The sequence below is a fragment of the Psychrobacillus sp. FSL K6-2365 genome (assembly GCF_038003165.1).
GTDB lineage: Bacteria > Bacillota > Bacilli > Bacillales_A > Planococcaceae > Psychrobacillus > Psychrobacillus psychrodurans.
On record NZ_JBBOOO010000001.1, the window covers coordinates 3,982,662 to 4,000,171 of the forward strand.

General features: G+C 36.4%; 18 protein-coding genes. 4 read left to right on the plus strand and 14 right to left on the minus strand.

Translation table 11 applies throughout. The features are described from left to right. Positions 1 to 11 precede the first annotated feature (11 nt). The gene (locus MKY29_RS20135; RefSeq protein ID WP_090565982.1) at positions 12 to 767 is read left to right on the plus strand and encodes an amino acid ABC transporter ATP-binding protein; all 756 of its coding nucleotides are present in this window, start codon (positions 12 to 14) and stop codon (positions 765 to 767) included. A 785-nt stretch (positions 768 to 1,552) separates the two neighbouring features. Here the strand turns inward: MKY29_RS20135 and fabI are convergent. The 3 genes from fabI to MKY29_RS20150 all read right to left on the minus strand — a co-directional run bounded on the left by fabI (position 1,553) and on the right by MKY29_RS20150 (position 5,457). Further along, positions 1,553 to 2,332, minus strand: a complete 780-nt coding sequence (fabI, locus tag MKY29_RS20140; protein ID WP_340880641.1) for an enoyl-ACP reductase FabI — start codon at positions 2,330 to 2,332, stop codon at positions 1,553 to 1,555. Positions 2,333 to 2,981: 649 nt separating this feature from the next. Then, complete coding sequence (locus MKY29_RS20145) at positions 2,982 to 4,694, minus strand: GMC family oxidoreductase (protein WP_093496304.1); 1,713 nt, start codon at positions 4,692 to 4,694, stop codon at positions 2,982 to 2,984. A gap of 22 nt (positions 4,695 to 4,716) precedes the next feature. Next, positions 4,717 to 5,457 carry a gluconate 2-dehydrogenase subunit 3 family protein gene (locus tag MKY29_RS20150; protein ID WP_093496303.1) on the minus strand — a complete coding sequence of 247 codons (741 nt, stop codon included), beginning with the start codon at positions 5,455 to 5,457 and terminating at the stop codon, positions 4,717 to 4,719. A 287-nt stretch (positions 5,458 to 5,744) separates the two neighbouring features. Here MKY29_RS20150 and MKY29_RS20155 point away from each other — a divergent pair, with 287 nt between their 5' ends. Further along, positions 5,745 to 6,920, plus strand: coding sequence for an aminotransferase class I/II-fold pyridoxal phosphate-dependent enzyme (locus MKY29_RS20155; RefSeq protein WP_093496302.1), 1,176 nt, complete (start codon positions 5,745 to 5,747; stop codon positions 6,918 to 6,920). A 309-nt stretch (positions 6,921 to 7,229) separates the two neighbouring features. On the opposite strand, the gene MKY29_RS20160 is transcribed toward MKY29_RS20155, so the two are convergent. The 11 genes from MKY29_RS20160 to MKY29_RS20210 all read right to left on the minus strand — a co-directional run bounded on the left by MKY29_RS20160 (position 7,230) and on the right by MKY29_RS20210 (position 15,841). Continuing rightward, positions 7,230 to 8,663 (minus strand): MATE family efflux transporter, encoded by a 1,434-nt coding sequence (locus MKY29_RS20160; RefSeq protein WP_093496301.1) that lies wholly within the window; start codon positions 8,661 to 8,663, stop codon positions 7,230 to 7,232. Between the two features lie 130 nt (positions 8,664 to 8,793). Then, positions 8,794 to 9,144, minus strand: coding sequence for a hypothetical protein (locus MKY29_RS20165; protein WP_139219705.1), 351 nt, complete (start codon positions 9,142 to 9,144; stop codon positions 8,794 to 8,796). 95 nt (positions 9,145 to 9,239) lie between these two features. Further along, positions 9,240 to 9,716, minus strand: a complete 477-nt coding sequence (locus MKY29_RS20170) for a glutathione peroxidase (RefSeq protein WP_241598085.1) — start codon at positions 9,714 to 9,716, stop codon at positions 9,240 to 9,242. 5 nt (positions 9,717 to 9,721) lie between these two features. Next, a complete protein-coding gene (locus tag MKY29_RS20175) occupies positions 9,722 to 10,159 on the minus strand; it encodes a MarR family winged helix-turn-helix transcriptional regulator (RefSeq protein ID WP_340880643.1) in 438 nt (145 codons plus the stop codon). 24 nt (positions 10,160 to 10,183) lie between these two features. Continuing rightward, on the minus strand, positions 10,184 to 10,603 hold the full coding sequence (locus MKY29_RS20180) for an organic hydroperoxide resistance protein (protein WP_093496297.1): 420 nt from the start codon (positions 10,601 to 10,603) through the stop codon (positions 10,184 to 10,186). Between the two features lie 139 nt (positions 10,604 to 10,742). Continuing rightward, the gene (locus MKY29_RS20185; RefSeq protein WP_093496296.1) at positions 10,743 to 11,264 is read right to left on the minus strand and encodes a tubby C-terminal domain-like protein; all 522 of its coding nucleotides are present in this window, start codon (positions 11,262 to 11,264) and stop codon (positions 10,743 to 10,745) included. Positions 11,265 to 11,524: 260 nt separating this feature from the next. After that, a complete protein-coding gene (locus MKY29_RS20190; protein ID WP_093496295.1) occupies positions 11,525 to 12,424 on the minus strand; it encodes an NAD-dependent epimerase/dehydratase family protein in 900 nt (299 codons plus the stop codon). Beyond that, positions 12,421 to 13,371, minus strand: coding sequence for an NAD-dependent epimerase/dehydratase family protein (locus MKY29_RS20195; RefSeq protein ID WP_093496294.1), 951 nt, complete (start codon positions 13,369 to 13,371; stop codon positions 12,421 to 12,423). Before MKY29_RS20195 ends, MKY29_RS20190 begins: the two co-directional genes overlap by 4 nt. 171 nt (positions 13,372 to 13,542) lie before the next feature. After that, on the minus strand, positions 13,543 to 14,184 hold the full coding sequence (locus MKY29_RS20200; protein ID WP_241598089.1) for a hypothetical protein: 642 nt from the start codon (positions 14,182 to 14,184) through the stop codon (positions 13,543 to 13,545). Continuing rightward, a complete protein-coding gene (locus MKY29_RS20205; protein WP_241598091.1) occupies positions 14,159 to 15,412 on the minus strand; it encodes a glycosyltransferase family 4 protein in 1,254 nt (417 codons plus the stop codon). The genes MKY29_RS20200 and MKY29_RS20205 overlap by 26 nt, the downstream gene beginning before the upstream one ends. 69 nt (positions 15,413 to 15,481) lie before the next feature. Further along, positions 15,482 to 15,841 carry a DUF4183 domain-containing protein gene (locus MKY29_RS20210; protein ID WP_093496291.1) on the minus strand — a complete coding sequence of 120 codons (360 nt, stop codon included), beginning with the start codon at positions 15,839 to 15,841 and terminating at the stop codon, positions 15,482 to 15,484. 408 nt (positions 15,842 to 16,249) lie between these two features. Between MKY29_RS20210 and MKY29_RS20215 the strand changes: the two genes are divergently transcribed. Both MKY29_RS20215 and MKY29_RS20220 read left to right on the plus strand, forming a co-directional pair. After that, on the plus strand, positions 16,250 to 16,621 hold the full coding sequence (locus MKY29_RS20215; protein WP_090565904.1) for a DUF4183 domain-containing protein: 372 nt from the start codon (positions 16,250 to 16,252) through the stop codon (positions 16,619 to 16,621). Between the two features lie 224 nt (positions 16,622 to 16,845). After that, entirely contained in the window at positions 16,846 to 17,469 is a 624-nt protein-coding gene (locus MKY29_RS20220) for a DUF1796 family putative cysteine peptidase (RefSeq protein ID WP_340880644.1), read from the plus strand. Positions 17,470 to 17,510: the final 41 nt, after the last annotated feature.

Consider the following 17,510-nt stretch of genomic DNA (forward strand, 5'->3'; position numbering starts at 1 on the left):
AGGATTATCAAATGTTAACGATCAATGAAATTCATAAATCATTTGGGAAGAATGAGATATTAAAGGGAGTAGATTTAACTATTGATAAAGGTGATGTAGTAGTTATTCTCGGTCCAAGTGGCTCTGGAAAAACGACATTATTACGCTGCATTAACTTTTTAGAAAAGGCCGATAGTGGTATGGCAACTTTTGGGGAGTTGCAAGTAAATTTGCATGATGCCTCTAAAAAAGATATCCACACCATCCGACAAAAAACAGCTTTCGTATTTCAAAATTATAATTTGTTCAACAATAAAACTGCCTTAGAAAACGTGACGGAGGGTCTTGTCATTGGTCGTAAAATACATAAAACTAAAGCTACTGATATTGGTAAAAAAGCGCTAGACAAGGTTGGTTTATCAGACAAATATAATTCCTACCCAAGTCAGCTTTCCGGTGGTCAACAACAGCGTGTTGGGATCGCACGAGCAGTAGCATTAAATCCTGATATTATTCTATTTGATGAACCAACCTCTGCATTAGACCCTGAATTGGTTGGGGAGGTACTAACGGTTATGAAAAATATCGCCAATGAAGGTACTACTATGTTAGTTGTCACACATGAAATGTCCTTTGCAAAGGATGTTGCAAACCGAGTTATCTTTATGGATGGCGGAGTAGTAGTTGAAGAAGGTACCCCTCATGATATTTTCATAAGTCCAAAAGAAGAACGCACTAAGAAATTCTTAAAACGTGTGTTACCAGAGGATTATACATTTTATATTTAGCACAATAAGAGCTGGTCTTCTAAGAACAGAAAAGCAGATATGCCGTTGATTTCCACTCCGAACGGACGCTTTCCGTGGACACGGCTTCAGCCGCTTCCCTCGCTTACGCTAAGTCCAGGGTCTTCGGCTCGCGCGTTCCCACTGGAGTCGCCGCTCTGCGCTCCAATCAACTAGGTCCACTTTATATCGACGAATAATTGGATATAAAACCGCCTAAATATACATGTTTTATCTTAAAATAAATAAGGATGAAATAGACTCCGATAAAAGGAGATCTACTTTCTTCTTTCATGATAAAATAGTATTCCTAACCGGACAGACGGTTTTATCCCTCTATTAACTTTGACTATTCTTATTGTCTAAGCTAGAGGCTATGCTAAACCTTTTAGTAGAGTACTACTCACTTAAATGATTGTAGTGAAATGTGGCGACTCCAGCGGGATAAGCGAGAAAGTCGGGACCCCGCAGGGAGCGTAGTGAAGACATTGGCCAAACTTTATTTGGTCAATGTCTTTGCGACGAGTAACCGCAGGAGCATATGTTTTCAACGAGTAGGCTCGGCTTCGCCCGCGGAGGCCAACAGGATGTTGGTCACAAAGGCTTTGCCACAGGACGTGGCGCACTTAGCCTTTGTTCTCCACATGTAACAGAAATCACTGTATTATTTATTCTTTAAAGTCCCATGAATCCAGTGTTCACGGTATATTTTTGTATATACTTATTATCTAAGAAGCGGCGGAAAATGACTAATTCATTTTCCGCCGCTTTTATTCGTGAATATTAATTTAGCCCATAATATTATAGCCAGAATCTACGAAGATGACCTCACCTGTTACACCACTTGATAAATTACTTAATAACGCAACGGTCATATCGCCTACTTCTTGTTGAGTAACGTTCCGTTTTAACGGAGACTTTTCTTCAATTTGGTGCAAAATCGTATTGAAAGAAGAGATTCCTTTTGCAGCTAGTGTTCGAACTGCCCCAGCGGAAACAGCATTTATACGTACATTATTTTTCCCTAAGTCCAAAGCCAAGTACTTAACAGAGGCTTCTAGCGATGCTTTAGCGATACCCATTACATTGTAGCCTTCTAGTACACGTTCAGCCCCTAAGTACGTCATTGTTACGATAGATCCACCTTCGGTCATAAAAGGCGTTGCTTCTCTAGCTGCAGCAATAAGCGAATAAGCACTTGTATCTTGTGCAAAAGCATAACCCTCTCTTGAAGTTTGTAAAAAATCACCTTTTAAATCCTCTGCATGTGCAAAGGCAACGGAGTGAACTACACCATGGATTACTCCAGCTTCCTGTCCAATTTGTTGAAACGCCGCCTTAATACTATCATCGCTATTTACATCACATTCTACTATTAGTTTTGCCTCTAAACTATTATCTTTCAATAATTTTTCTATTTTTCCAAGGGAACGTTCTTTACGGTATGTAAAGATAACATTTGCACCTACTTCAAATAATGACTTCGCAACTCCCCATGCAAGGCTACGCTCATTCGCAACACCCATAACAACAATATTTTTATCTTTTAATTGAATTAAGTCTCTCATATGTACCTCCACTTTATTATCCAGATATATTATACCTGTTATTAGCACCTGGTTATTAGTTTAATCATACCATAAACTCTACTGATTGTACTAAATCATTTTGTTTTTTCACCTTAAAATGCATATGCTAATGACAACTAAAATCGAAATGATGATAGCGTAAGTTCTCTTTAAGTGAACATACTATTTTCTCGAACTGGCGTTACAACTTCATGCGGATCTCGATTGGTAATCTTGCTGTATCTACCGATCATCGTTCCACTACAACTACAACTTTCAAAAAGATACGGACTTTGTTACTCAAGAAGCATGTGACTTCATATTATTTTTGATTAACTTGATACTATTTTTTGTTTACTTGCGCTCACCTTTTGTTTACTTGCTTTCATTTGTTTCTTACTTGCGGTCGTATGGAATTTACTTGCTCTTATTCTATATTTACTTGTGCCCCATGATCTTTTACTTGCGAAAAGGATAATTTAACCAAAATACTTTGTTTATTCACAATTAAAACCTGTAAAGTTAAATTACAAATAGTTGTTCTCTACTCTCTAAGTCAATAAAAAGTCGAAAACATGCAATCACTAAGATTACAAAAAGCTACCAGCCCAATAAGGACCCGTAGCTTTTTCAAATCTTATACTATTTATCAAACAAGCGAACCACCTGATTTACTGTATTTTATAATTCCTTCAGCACTTTTATAAGCTAGCGCTGCTACTGTTCCGGTTGGATTATAGCCTCCATTATGCGCGAAGTTTCCTGCTCCTACTACAAACAAGTTTTCTGCATCCCAATGTTGTAAAAACGGATTTACTACACTATTCTCAGGATTTGCTCCCATAATTGTTCCACCCGTATTATGAGTTGTCTGATAGCCTACGATATCATAATCCGTAATGACCTCTTTTCCTTCTACCGTTTTCGCTCCCATTTCTTTCATAATATTTGTAGATACTTCAGTAATATACTTATGCAAGGCTCTATCCTGATCCGTAAAATTATAAGTCATTTGGAGGAGTGGTAACCCATAAACATCCTTATATTTACTATCAAGCGACAAGTAATTTTCCTTATGAGGCATCGATGCACCTTGGGCTCCAATTGATAATGTACGAGTGTAATTGTATATAGAATTTTTCTTAAATTCTGCTCCCCAGGTTGGTGTACCTCGTTGTATTGGATTCGTTTCGATCGGTCTAAATCCGGTTTGTGTGATGGAAATACTACCCCCATGAATAAAATCTAAATCACTATGATCGAAGTTGTCCGCATTATAATCATCGATAGACATACCAAGGGCTCCCGCTCCCATAAATGTGTTCATTTGCTCATCAAAGAAACCAGTTGCACCAGGTAATATTTGATAGCAATAATTCTTACCAAGTGTTCCTCTTCCTGTTTCAGGGTCATATTGCTCACCAATTTTAGATACCATTAGCAGCTTTGCATTATTCATAACGTAGCTTGCTAGAACAACGACTTCGGCTTCTTGGATAAATTCTTCCCCAGACTGTGTGTCTAAATATCTTACACCAGTCACCTTATCCCCATTTTTTACAACTTCCAATACATTTGCATGAAATCTTGATTCAAAATTTCCGGTTTTTGTAGCCGTCGGAATAACAGTTATTTCAGGTGATGTCTTGGCTCCATATTCACAACCAAATCGCTCACAGAAACCACAATATTGACAAGCATTTATGACCTCTCCATCTGGATTTGTGTATGCCTCCGAGAGATTTGCAGAGGGTAGCATAAAAGGAGAATAGCCTAGTGATTTGGTCGCTCCTTCAAACTTTTTCAAGATGGGAGTTTTTTTCATGGGAGGTGTCGGGAAGTCCTGCGCCCTCTTACCCCAAAATGGATTTTTATCTTCCCCGGAAATCCCTGCGGTTTGATCATATTTATAAAAATACGGTTCTAACTCGTCGTAGGTAACACCCCAATCTTGAAGTAGATAATCACTGGATAACTTATTTGGACCATATTTTGCGTCTGTCATCGTTTTAATTTGAAAATCATACGGATAAAATCTCCATGTATGCCCATTCCAGTGTGTTCCTGAACCTCCTAATCCCTCACCGAGTAAAAAAGAGCTCATCTGTCTCATTGGGAGTGCAGGCATCTTTCGGTTATTTCGAATAGTAATAGTCTCTTTTGATACTTCCTGCATTAATTCATAACGAACAGCATAACGATACTCGTCATGTATTTTTTGATAGTCTTCTGTCCCTCGTTTTCTTCCTCTTTCTAAACCAATCACCTTTAGTCCAGCTTTTGCACATTCTGCCGCAATGATTCCGCCAGTCCACCCTAAACCAACGATAACGACATCTACTTTTGGTAATGTAGTAGCCATAAATCTTCCCCTCTACTTTCGTTTACATTCCGCCAAGTGACATTGGCTCGATTTTTTGGAATTTATCTTCTTCAATTACATTTATATATGCCATTTGATGTCCAGGAAACTCTTTCATCTTCCAACCATCCATGTTTCGATTACCACCATACATTGGATCCGCATAGGCTCCTTCTAATGTTGCAGTTCGAAGTAAGCGGAAGAAAAACGCTGAAGTAACTCCCGTCATTGCAATTTCATCGTTTTGAAAAGCTGTTAAAATTTCATCCATTTGCTCTGCTTCTAAACTAGAAAATCCCTTATCAAATCTATTACTAGCCTCTTCTTCTAACTTACCAATTCCTTGCCTAAAAATTGATGCTCTTGTTAGCCGACTCTGATACCCTTGAGTTTTAGCACCTACAGCAAACGGACCTTGCATGTATTCTTTTGTATTGCTCCCATACTGTCCCGCTAGTTGGTGATCAATAAAATAAGGTACCCCCAAATCAATTGCACCTGGTCCTAAATCATCTTTCGGAAAAATACGTTCCGTAGCATTTGAAAGCACATCGAACTCTCTCTGATTTTGAAAGAATTGAAATCCCTGGTTAGTTGCCATCTCATGATTTGTAGTTCCTGTATCAGATACACTTTTATCTGTCTTATCTACATTTAACCCAACTAAACCACCGATTAACCCGCCACCAATTAATGCTCCAGTAGCAATCCCTGTCGTTTTTAGAAAGTCTCTTCTTGAATAGTTTTTTGGTTTTTCTGTCATATACATAGTCTCCTTAAAGAAAATGATCTTACTGGGAACTTCTTAAAAAAGGATATACAAATCTATTCTGTTTTAATCACTCAACATGTTTTATTAGCATATTTTGTTCTTTCGTGAAGATTATTACTTTAAAACTTGTCCGAATAGCAAGAATGCAGTTTAGCGATTCTGTGTAGAAAATAATAGTATTGGCATTTGTAATATATTGCATTCATGTTTCTCACAATTTTATTGAAAATTATGATATGATAGAACATAAAATTTTATTTGAGTTAGGAGTGCTTATATTGAAGGTTCAACCATCTACTAAAATGTCATTATTTGAAAAAGCAATTTTTGGGGATTTGAAAGCCGCCGCAGCTGCCAAGCAAGCTCAAGGCTTTAACCTATATGATTTAAGCCTAGGTAGTCCTGACCTTCCACCAGATGAACGTGCTAGAAAAGTATTATCAGATCTTAGCTATGCAACAGATTCTTATGGCTATACTCTTACTGGAACAACACGCTTCAATGAGGCAGTTGCAGATTATTATAAACGTCGCTCCAATGTTCTATTGGATCCAGAAACTCAGATTGTTCAAACGATGGGTTCACAGGAAGGACTTGTCCACCTCCCAATTGCCTTTTGTGATGAAGGAGATATTATTCTAACGACAAACCCTGGTTATGTAGCCTATGATGCTGGCATTAAACTTGCTGGTGCAGCACCCTATTATATGGAACTATTAGAAGAAAATAAGTTTTTACCTGATTTAGATGCAATACCTGAAGAGATTGCAATGAAGGCAAAACTAATGATATTAAATTTACCAGGAAATCCAGTCCCAGCAATGCCTGATCCGATTTTCTTTGAGAAAGTCGTTGCCTTTGCCAATAAATACAATATAGCTGTTCTACATGATGCAGCTTATTCAGAATTCTATTTTACTGGGAATTCGCCAAGCAGCTTCCTCTCAACACCGGGAGCATTAGAAGTAGGGATGGAGATCAACTCTTTATCGAAAAGCTTTAGCCTTGCTGGTACTCGGATTGCTTATATTGCTGGAAACGCAGAGATGATTAATATTATGAAGCAACTAAAATCGAATTTAGATTTTGGTATTTACGGTCCCATTCAGGAAGCAGGGATTGTTGTCTTAAACCATGCAGAGGAGATAACAGAACGTTTGCGTATGATATTTTCTGAGAGACATCATTTCCTCACAAACGCATTAACTGATCTTGGGTGGAAAGTCGCACCTTCCACTGGGGGGATGTTCGTTTGGGCAAAATATCCATATGAAATGAATGACATGGATTTCGTCTTTGAAGTAATCGATCAAACTGGAGTCGTAATGGTACCTGGAACCGTTTTTGGTTCCGCTGGTGCAGGCTACGTTCGCGTTGCATTAGTGCAGGATATAGATGTATTGAGACAAGCGGTAGAACAGTTAAAAAAATTAGAAGTACTTACAATTTGTTAATATTAGAATAAAACTCTTTGTAATCCAAAAATAACAGATGAGTTTCTATCCCGATAAAAAAAACAATCTTTAGTCTGATTATCGACTAAAGATTGTTTTTAGTTGGAGCTACTAAAACGAACAAGTTTTTTGCAGATTAACTTTAACTGTTGAGAATAGGCCTTAAAGTTAGTTCTGAAAATATTTGTTCACTGCAGTTTAATCTAATATAATCCCCACCCTTTAATAGATATATATTATTTGTTTAACATATATCTCCAAGCTTTGGGAGTAGAAAAAAAGACTAAGAGTGACTAGACAGGGATCTGCCTAGTTATCTCTTAATCCATCTTCCTCCACTTTAGGATGTACGAGTGCAAATCTTTCCCAGCGCCTACTTTTCCATCTAAAGTACATAATTGTAGCACGAGTCCATTCATCTGCTGCTATTGCTAGCCAAACTCCCGCTAAACCTAAATCCAATACAAAAATCAAAAAATAGCCCAATGGCAAACTCATCATCACCATAGATAGAGCACCCATAATAACCGGAAAAGTTGCATCACCTGCAGCACGTAATGAATTGATAATTACTATATTTATCGTTCGTCCTGTTTCTAATACAAAACTTAGTAGTAACACAGATGCACCTATTTTGATAATTTGTGTATTGTCAGTAAATAACCCCATAAGTGGATAACGTAGAATGATAACGATTGTTACCATTGTTACAGTAAAAACTATGGCCCATTTCACACTAAACCAAACTGATTTATATGCTTCATCTTTTTCATTTGCTCCTACCAATCGTCCGACAATTATCGCTGTTCCCATTCCAATTGCAATAGCAAATAAGTACGTGAACATCGAAATATTCACAGCATATTGCCTAGCTGCCAATGATTCTGCTCCTAAATAGGTAACGTAGTATAAGAATACAATTTGACAGCCTTGGTATAAAATCTGTTCAAATGCAGATGGAAGACCAATCCGTAAAATCTTTTTAATATACTCTTTGGACAAAGTGAAGTAATAGTGAACCTGTACTCGATACTCCATCACTCGGTATAACAGCCAGAAGAATACAAGTAATGCTAAAAAACGACTTACTACAGATGAAATAGCTGCACCTTGAACGCCTAGTTCTGGAAATCCAAATTTCCCAAAAATTAACGCATAGTTTCCTATGACATGGAAAATATTCATCCCAAGGGAAACAAACATTGTCTGCTTCGTATAACCATGAACACGAATAATAGCCGAAAGTGCATTAATAATAGCCTGTAAAAAAATTGCTCCTCCAACAATCGTCAAATATTGATGAGCATGGACTAGAACATCCCCTTGCAGATTCATTGCAACCATCATACTTTTAGAAAATAGAATGAATCCAATACTGAGGAGAATCCCCACACATAAGTTTAGGGTTACTGCCAATCCTGAAATCTTTGATGCTTCTATATAACGCTTTGAGCCTAAATATTGAGAAACAACAATTGCCGCACCATTTCCGACAACCTCTAGTACTAAGATAGCTATATGAATATACTGGTTTGCTGCTCCTACTCCTGAAACCGCATCATCCGAAAGGGCACTTAGCATGAATGTATCCGCAATTCCCATTAACATAAACAAAAATACTTCCAAAAAAATCGGCCAAGTCAAGGTGAACAGGCTTAACTTTTCTCCTAAATTGCTTTTTTTAGTAACTACCACTGCAACTCCTTCTTTATCTTGAAATTTTGATAAGAAGAATCTTACCATAGAAAATGCATTTCTACTATAGGTTTATAGGAAAAGTGCAGACGCTATAAGAACTGAGGTGATTTCGTACAATTTTCCAGCAATACAAAAATGCACGTTTGACTATTTGGAAGTCAACGTGCATTATATATTATTCAATACCTACATGTTTATGAATATACTCCCTGATTTCAGGAACAGATAACTCTAACTCATACGTCAAAAGGTTATCCTTCACATAAGCTAATTTGTTCCGCTCCACAGCATCGGATGGAATGTGTAATATATTGTCCAAATATAATATTCCCTCATTAGTTATCATTCGATCATGATCACTTAGTAGACCTTTATCATTTAGTTCACCCTGAATACTTTCCAAATTATTGCCTAATGCTTTTTTTAAGACTTCTCCTAGTTCATCTGTGTTTTTATCATTTTTTTCTAAGAAGTTACAAACATAGTATGCTAAAAGTATTTGTTCCTTTTCTACTAATTTCCCCATTGTATCTCCCCATTCCATCATTTTCCCTGTTATTCCCTTTCACATTCAATCCTAAACATATAAAACCTAAATATTCCATATCCAGGTTTTATGATTCATTCAGAAAATATTTTTTCAATGTCTTTTTTTATCGATTCTGGGCTATCTGTTGGTGCATATCTTTTAATGATTTCCCCTTTTTCATCGACAAGAAATTTAGTGAAATTCCATTTGATATTTTTCGATAAAATCCCTTTACTGTTAGCGGTTAAATGTTGGAAGAGTGGATGCGCATCTTTTCCATTAAGCTTGGTCATTTCATGCATTGGAAATGTGACGCCATAACTCATTCGACAAGCTTGCTCTGCTTCCTCAGCATTACCTAATTCTTGCTTGAATTGATTTGAAGGGAATCCTAGTACAACGAGCCCATCATCCTTATAATCATTATATATTCTTTCAAGTCCATCAAACTGACCGCTTAGACCACATTTAGTTGCAGTGTTGACGATGAGCATTGGCTTTCCCTTATACTCATTTAACTCGTACTCTTGGCCATCAGATTTTTTAACTTTAATATCATAAATGCTCATATTACTCACTCCTTAAGTTGATTTAGAATTGCATTTAACTCTTTTAGATTGGTCATTAAAGTCTGTGCGTTAATATCTAAATAATTACAACTAGTAATTTTACTTATGATTGCCTGTTCGATTGGTTTCTCCTGCTCTAGAGACTTTTCCGTCAACGAAATAACGAATGCTCGTCGATCCTTATCAGACTGCTGTTTGTTAAGCCATCCATTACTTATCATACGGTTGATAATAGGATTCAATGTTCCAATCCCAAGCCCTAATTGATTTCCGATATCCTTTACTAACAAGTTATTCTGTTCCCATAGCGTGAGAAGTACTAGATATTGCGAGAATGTTAAATGAAATGGTTCTAAAGTTTGGGCATATAGTTTGGAAAAATTACTAGATGCTTTGTATACCTCGAAGCATAGCTGTTGTTCCAATTTGGAAGGTTTGTTCAAAAAAATCACACCTAAAAGATTTATTTATAATACGATTATTTCTACATCAATGGAGTTTTTTACTGCTTTAGAATACGGGCAATAGTCATGCGCTTTTTTTACATATTTTTCTTTTAGCTCATCGTCTAAGCCAAAAATTTCAACCTCTAGCTTAGCAGCTAACTTCACGCCACCGTTTTCGTTATCGGTGATTAATGAAATAGTTGCAGTAACTTCACTCTTTTCTACTTTTACTTTATCATGTTCGAGCACTAGCTCTAAAGCACTATTAAAGCATGAACTATAGCCTGCAGCAAAAAGCTGTTCTGGGTTTGATGCAGTAGTTGCTTCTCCACCTAATGCTTGTGGTTTAGCAATATCCAAATAAAATATATTATCTAGTGAATGTACCTCACCTTGTCGACCACCTGTGTTTACAATAGTTGTTTCGTATAATGTTCTCATATTACATCCTCCTTCTATTTTAATCGTCTACGATATATTCATTACAGTAAACTACATCGTGTACGATGTAAAATAATATGCATTTATATAATAAAAAATGCATGGAGTTTTCGACTTGAAAACTTCACACACATTTATTTTAGGAACCTATAAACAAAGCACACTGACTAATTGCGATAAAGAATGCTGCGTTATTTACAGGAGTATTGTCATTCACTTCAAGTTGAATTTTAAAAACCTTGTCGAGACTCGCTTTCCACCTTGCGATTTCATTGTCATTATAGAAAAATTTAGACCAACCTTCTATTTCTTTATCTAATTTAATCTGCAAATTACCATCTGTAATTAATAAGTCTGGCACTAGCTCTTTCCACTTATCATACGCAACTATGTATTTCTTCTGTTCGTTATAGTCAAATGCTTCAAAATAAACTTTTCCTTTGCGAGATACTTTTTTACACATACATTTTAATTCACCATTTGTATCGTAAACGTTATACCAAAGAAAGTAACGGTAATCCATTATTTTATCTAATCGCTTCTTTAAACCATTGGAATAATATCGTTGAAATATATACACGATTTCTCCGTTTTCATTGTAAACAGAGGTTTTCGGAGTCTCCTCAATATCAATAGGCTGTTCGTATGTATAGTTAGCCACGTTCATCCCTCCTGTAAAAAATATAACATAACTCGACTTTATTATTTCCCGGGAAACAATTTCTTATTGGCTTCCTTTTGGGTTAATCGCTTTTGTCCAATTAAATTTGGTCAAACCTCAAAAACTTCTATGCCCCATAACAGGAAATAGCATAACAATACAATTTCCTTTTTGGATAATAAAAGACAATGAAAAGCTCATGAACCAGTTAAGTTCATGAGCAACGCTAACGAAATAGCTTCACTTTTAGATTCTACCACCTATCGCAGTAAACTACGCTGATAATTTAGAATATCCTCTATAGATTTTTCAAATGGGATTAAAGCTGGCATATTTTCTAATAAGAGATCTGAAGGAAGTTTACTTATTTTCTCTTCTAATTTGTCTTCTACAGACTCTACAGTGAAATCAATGCTCGAAATAGCCTGTAAACTACTAGTAATTTCTTTTAAATATCTAGGCAATCCCGAATTCATATCATGCATACTACCTGATTGACCCTTTTGAAATAGAATTTCATATCCGCAAACTGCGTCACGGACATCGAGAAAATCCCGTTGTGCCAATAAATTATTCACCGTAAGTACTTTTTCTGCTCCGAGGAATTCCATTTCTGCTACCTTTCTAGCTAAAATGGAGCAAACACCGTTGGATTTTCCTGGACCTATTAAATTCGAAGGCTTAGCAATAACAATATTCATTTCATATAATAATTCCCATGATTGTGCTACCAATACTTGTAGGGTTTTACTCAAGCTATATGGGTGATCCAGGGTTGTAATGTCATTTACATCAAATTGAAGTGCTGACCCAACGACTAGGACTTTACAGTTTGGAGTTTGCTGGCGAATAGCTTCCAGTAAATAGGCAGTCGATATTGTATTTGTTTCTAATGAGGCAATTGGATTTGACCAGGAAGAGGGCACATGATTTTGACCAGCCAAATGAAGCACTCTGTCTGGTTTATTCCTTTGTATCAGATCTGTTAATTCTTCTTTATTGGTTAAGTCACATGACTCGAAATGGACTTGATTGTTTTCTATTTTGGATTGTTGTCTGGAAACGCCAATTACTTCGTAGCCTGCTTGCTGGAAATAACGACATGCATGAATACCTGTAAAACCTGTTGCACCTGTTATTATTAATTTTTGCTTAGTCATCCCATTTGCTCACTCTCTAAATATGCGCTAGTCATGTCATGTTGGTGAAACTCATATGTTTCTTTTAATCCATCTTCAATTGTATAGAGTGGCTTCCAGCTTAAAAGATTAGTAGCTTTTTTATTGCATAAGCAGCTATGCTTAATATCCCCTTCTCTTGGTGCAGTAAATTCTCTTAGAATGGAAATTCCGTGAATGTCTGTTAAATAAGATAGTATTTCATTGATAGAAGTCCTTTGTGATGTACTTACTTGGATCGTTTCTTGGTCACCATTCTCCAACGCTGCAATATTGGCAGTAACAATGTCCTTGACGTATATAAAATCCCTCGTTTGCTTTCCATCGCCATGCACATTGATATGACCACCTTTTCGAAGTCGATCGAAAAATACAGACACAACTCCACCTTCTCCTTTAGGAAGTTGCCTTGGACCATATACATTGGCGTACCTTAAAATTGTATATGATTGTCTATAAAGCTCATAGAAAAGCCTTATGTAAGACTCTGCAGTTAACTTGGACAGTCCATAAAAAGAAGCAGGAACTGTGATCTCATCTTCCGAAAGTAATTCATTGTTTAAATTCCCATATACAGCCGAGGTACTTGCAAATATAAATTTCCCAACATTTGCTTTGCGACAAGCCTCCAGCATATTTAGTGTTCCAATAATATTTACGTCCCCATCATACTTGGGATATTGTACAGATTTTCCAACATCCGCTTGTGCAGCTAAGTGATAAAATGCATCTGGCCGGATATTCATAATGATTTTACTTGCTTCCTCGCTACATATATCGACGATATATAATTGTGCTTGTGGATTGACATTTTCCTTCTGTCCAGAAACCAAATTATCTATAATATAAACCTCAATACCTCTGTCTATAAGTGCATCAACAAGATGAGAGCCTATGAAGCCCGCCCCCCCTGAAACTATTACTTTCATATCCAATCTCCTTTTATCTTTTCCATAATATATGCAAGTTGAATAGAAAAATGGGGACATGCGCCTTATAAAAATGAAAGTCCAGCACTACCTAATGCTGGTATTAGCAGAATCCCAATATACTAAAAAATGAATGAATCTTATAAGAATCATTCATCTAAGGATATATTTTTATGAAATTTTACTAAATTGGTGTTTCATAATTATTGGGGAAGCCATGTTCTGTCTTTTAGTCCACACACTTATATTTGTTTGAAAGTTAGGAATCATATATGTGTTAGGTAAATTCTTCATAATTTCTTCCCAAACACGATTATCTACAAACACTTTCGTATTTGCTTTTGAGGAAGTGAAAATATTCTCGTAATATTCACTACTCATCGGCTTCATTAATTTTATTGTTACATTTGGAGGAATCTCGTACCCCTCTGGCAAATGACTCAGAATATCTGTCCATATTGAACGATCCACAAATAAATTTGGAGTAGTTGGTGAGTAAGGAAACAACAAATTGTAGTAATCTGATTTCATTGGCTTAAAGAGGTTGATAGTGGAGTTATTAGGATACTTTACACCCTCCGGAAGCGAACTATCTATTTGATTCCAAATCTCTTTAACTATTGCTACTTCTGAATTTATTCCCTCATTAGCAAATCTCGACTTGTAATTCTCCGAAGACACGATAGTATCTTCTTTTGGTTTTTCTGAAATTGTATTGAATTCCTTAGAACTCCAAATGCCCTCCCACCAGGTCTTACATTTATAGAATAATGCTAGAAAAAAAAGTTTAATGTATTGGATTATTCGAGACATCTTGGTCACCATTCTTCCTCATTGAAACAACCTCATTATAAACTTCCAGCAAACTTTTTATCCCTTGATCGATTGACCAGTGCGTCATACCCCACTTTTTCGCATTCGTTCCCAGTTTCTTTCGTAGCTGTTCATCACTTAGAAGTAAATTTAAGTTTTCAAATAAAGTATTAGAATCCCCTGGAGGTGTCAATATACCCGTTACCTTATGCTGCACCATTTCTGGTAAACCTCCAACTTCACTAACAATAGTTGCTTTACCTGCAATTTGCGCTTCGATTAATGACAATGGCTGATTTTCTAACAGCGTAGGCAATACATAAATATCAGCCTTCCCCAATAAAGCTGGAACATCTTCACGTTTTCCTAAAAACTGCACGTAATCATCTAGCCCAAGCACTTTGCTTTTAACTCGAAGTTTAGATTCTCCATCGCCCGACCCAACTATCCAGCAAACCCAATCTTGACGTTCCTTTTTTAGTTTTCCTAAAGCATCTAACAAATATTTAATTCCTTTTAGGTCAGTAAGCCTTCCAGTATAGATGATTACTTTTTTATTTTTGGGTGGTGTAATAAGTGTTTTTACTTTCATTTGTTTTATAAAGCTTTCTGTGTCAAAACCATAATGGAGTACTCGTATCTGTTCCTCTGCCACTTTGAATTCGTCGATTAATATGTTTCTCAACCAATTGTTCGCTACGATAGTTTTTTCTGCTGTACCCGCTCCAAGTTGTTCTAGATCATCGTAGTACGCTCTGGCAATGTAAGAATTAGGTGTTTTATGAATAGTCGTTAATTGATGATGGATTTCATGCGCGACAGAACCGTGTAAAGTAGCAACTAACGGAACATGCTTGGGACGAATTCGATCGATACAGGCTGTTGAAATAACATCCTGTGTGTGTATCAAATCATAATCTTCTAAGCCAAAGTAAGCTGTTCCTAATTCAAAAATATATCGTTGGAACTCTGTGTATTCAACTAATTTGTTTTCATAAATTTCAGGATAATTATCTTTGTTAATTTTGGCTTGAAGTAAAGGTAGCAACTTGTCTCTTGGCACCTTTTTATCTGAACCAATCATATGGATATTCAAATTGTCTTCATCATATCCAAGCATATGGACTTCATGCCCAAGCTGCTCTAACTTCTTTTTCAATTGAACCATATAGTTCCAAACCCCACCCAAATGAGGAATAGACCAATATGTGGCTAGCAAGATTTTCAAATTATACATCTCCCCGTTTTAACCGCATGTTCTATACATATTTCTATTAACTCCATAATGTGTGGGCGATTAAATTCGAATCATTTGAAGAATAATCGGACACCCCTTTTCAGGTACATCCTCTGTCAATAGAATGAGTATTCCTTCGGTTACTTGATAATTAACTTTTGGTTGTAAAATCCCGTTAATAAAAAGATTCATATAGGAAACACTTACTGGATTCATAATTCGTTGAATTCCATAATCAGCAATAGCGTCTTTCTCTGTATATACTTTCTTGATACCATCGGATAACACAAAAAATTCAGTTGTAATAACCTCTTTATGACTAATTACTTTGGACTCTGGTCTGTTTACCATTATCGGAATGATTAAAGGCTGCGAAAAATGTGCAGTCGCTTTCCGCGGGACGTACGGTTGGTTTTTCATTACTTCCCTCCTCCTACCAACTGAAATAAAGTAAAATTTCAATCAGTTAGGATTTCTTCATCCTCCACTGATTGACAATAGAACTATGGAATGACTTAGCGACCAACGTCATGTTAGCCCGAGGCTCGCAGGTAACGAGTCATATAGAAGAGTCCACACGACGTTACGTTTTCGTCTATTTTCTACTAAGGCAGGGCATTTGCATGCAGTTGTCTCCTACTTAATCTTTATTACATTAGACAGAAGCCTCACTGCCCGTAATGCGGGATAAAGTTAGTGTATCCATTTAAAATCAAAAATGTGTATACCTAGGTCATTCTTCCCGTTTTTCAAGAAATTCTCATCTGCCCATACCTCCTACTCACTCTGAGTCATATGTTGAAAGAGAAAAGAAAAGGAGGAACATACTTGGCTTTAAAAATTGTTAAATTAGCTATATCGCCAAAACAAACTATTTCAACTTCACCCACTGTCGCTCGCTACTTTCATGAGGTGCCAGAAACAATAACAGAAGTTACCACTCATAAGATCAACGCTTCAAGTTTTTTAGATGATCAAGGTGAAACGGCACAATCGTTACCAGCGCTGAATTTAAACAATAGCTATTTTAATGTATATATAAACGGGGTACTGCAGATGGATGAAAACTTTTCTTACACCGCTGGAGAGGACGGAATAGGTTCCTTACTCATCTCTCTCCCAGAGGATTCCGAGATTCCTAAAGGGACTCCCATTATTATGGAGACAGTCAACTTCCATCCAGAGATTGTATCAGAATAGACAGGGCAACCTGTCTTTTTTATTTGGAATAAAAGCTCTACATCGCCTTTGTTCTTTCAATCAACTAGTAAGATATTCTAAAAAACTTCAAGGTTATCTTTCTTTCTATATAAATATTTTCTATTTATAGGAAACTAGCCCCTGCTCCCTTTTAATAAATCGCATTAACTATTAAATAAGGTGTACATGACGCCTTGAAGCTGAAGATTGAAGGGGGTGAAATAATGGATTTAAGTCAACTTAAAGGAGAATATGATGCAATATTTAGTCTAGGAGACCTTTGCTTAGCATCTATCCAACTAAAAAAACACAATTTGAGACCATATTCAGGGGTACTAGACTGGATGGCTAGTGTCGAACTATCAAAGGTAAATGAGCTTTTAGAAAATCGTTTTTTGGATTTCCTCGAATATGACAATCTACGAGTTATCGGATATGCTGATACATTTATCTGCGTTTCAGATGATGGCTATAATCTTGTTTCCAACCATGATTTTGATGGAGAAAAAAATACACTAACTTATTTAGGTGGTTACGCGGAAGTCATGGAGAAATACGAAAGAAGAATACAACGCTTTCTTTCAGAAATGAATAACGCCAAACGAATACTATTTGTCCGAACAGAAGGAACACTCGAAGATGCAGCAGTTTTACAAGATGTCCTATCTAGATTGGTAAAACATGATTTCAGTGTTTTACTCATTAACCATACGTATGTTCAAGGAATTGTAGAAAAAAGTTGGCCATTAGAAAAAATTTGTTCGATTGAGTTTCCAAATAAAGATAAATGGGAAGGAAATCATGACTTATGGAGGGAGGTGTTAAGCGGGATTCGTTTGCGTACTTGACCGAATGTACCGAATGTCTCTAAAAAAATCAATCAATTATT

Coding starts and splice junctions, on each gene's coding strand:
- MKY29_RS20135 (WP_090565982.1), top strand. CDS start 12: ATGTTAACGATCAATGAAATTCATAAATCATTTGGGAAGAATGAGATA.
- fabI (WP_340880641.1), bottom strand. CDS start 2,332: ATGAGAGACTTAATTCAATTAAAAGATAAAAATATTGTTGTTATGGGT.
- MKY29_RS20145 (WP_093496304.1), bottom strand. CDS start 4,694: ATGGCTACTACATTACCAAAAGTAGATGTCGTTATCGTTGGTTTAGGG.
- MKY29_RS20150 (WP_093496303.1), bottom strand. CDS start 5,457: ATGACAGAAAAACCAAAAAACTATTCAAGAAGAGACTTTCTAAAAACG.
- MKY29_RS20160 (WP_093496301.1), bottom strand. CDS start 8,663: ATGGTAAGATTCTTCTTATCAAAATTTCAAGATAAAGAAGGAGTTGCA.
- MKY29_RS20165 (WP_139219705.1), bottom strand. CDS start 9,144: ATGGGGAAATTAGTAGAAAAGGAACAAATACTTTTAGCATACTATGTT.
- MKY29_RS20170 (WP_241598085.1), bottom strand. CDS start 9,716: ATGAGCATTTATGATATTAAAGTTAAAAAATCTGATGGCCAAGAGTAC.
- MKY29_RS20180 (WP_093496297.1), bottom strand. CDS start 10,603: ATGAGAACATTATACGAAACAACTATTGTAAACACAGGTGGTCGACAA.
- MKY29_RS20190 (WP_093496295.1), bottom strand. CDS start 12,424: ATGACTAAGCAAAAATTAATAATAACAGGTGCAACAGGTTTTACAGGT.
- MKY29_RS20195 (WP_093496294.1), bottom strand. CDS start 13,371: ATGAAAGTAATAGTTTCAGGGGGGGCGGGCTTCATAGGCTCTCATCTT.
- MKY29_RS20200 (WP_241598089.1), bottom strand. CDS start 14,184: ATGTCTCGAATAATCCAATACATTAAACTTTTTTTTCTAGCATTATTC.
- MKY29_RS20210 (WP_093496291.1), bottom strand. CDS start 15,841: ATGAAAAACCAACCGTACGTCCCGCGGAAAGCGACTGCACATTTTTCG.
- MKY29_RS20220 (WP_340880644.1), top strand. CDS start 16,846: ATGGATTTAAGTCAACTTAAAGGAGAATATGATGCAATATTTAGTCTA.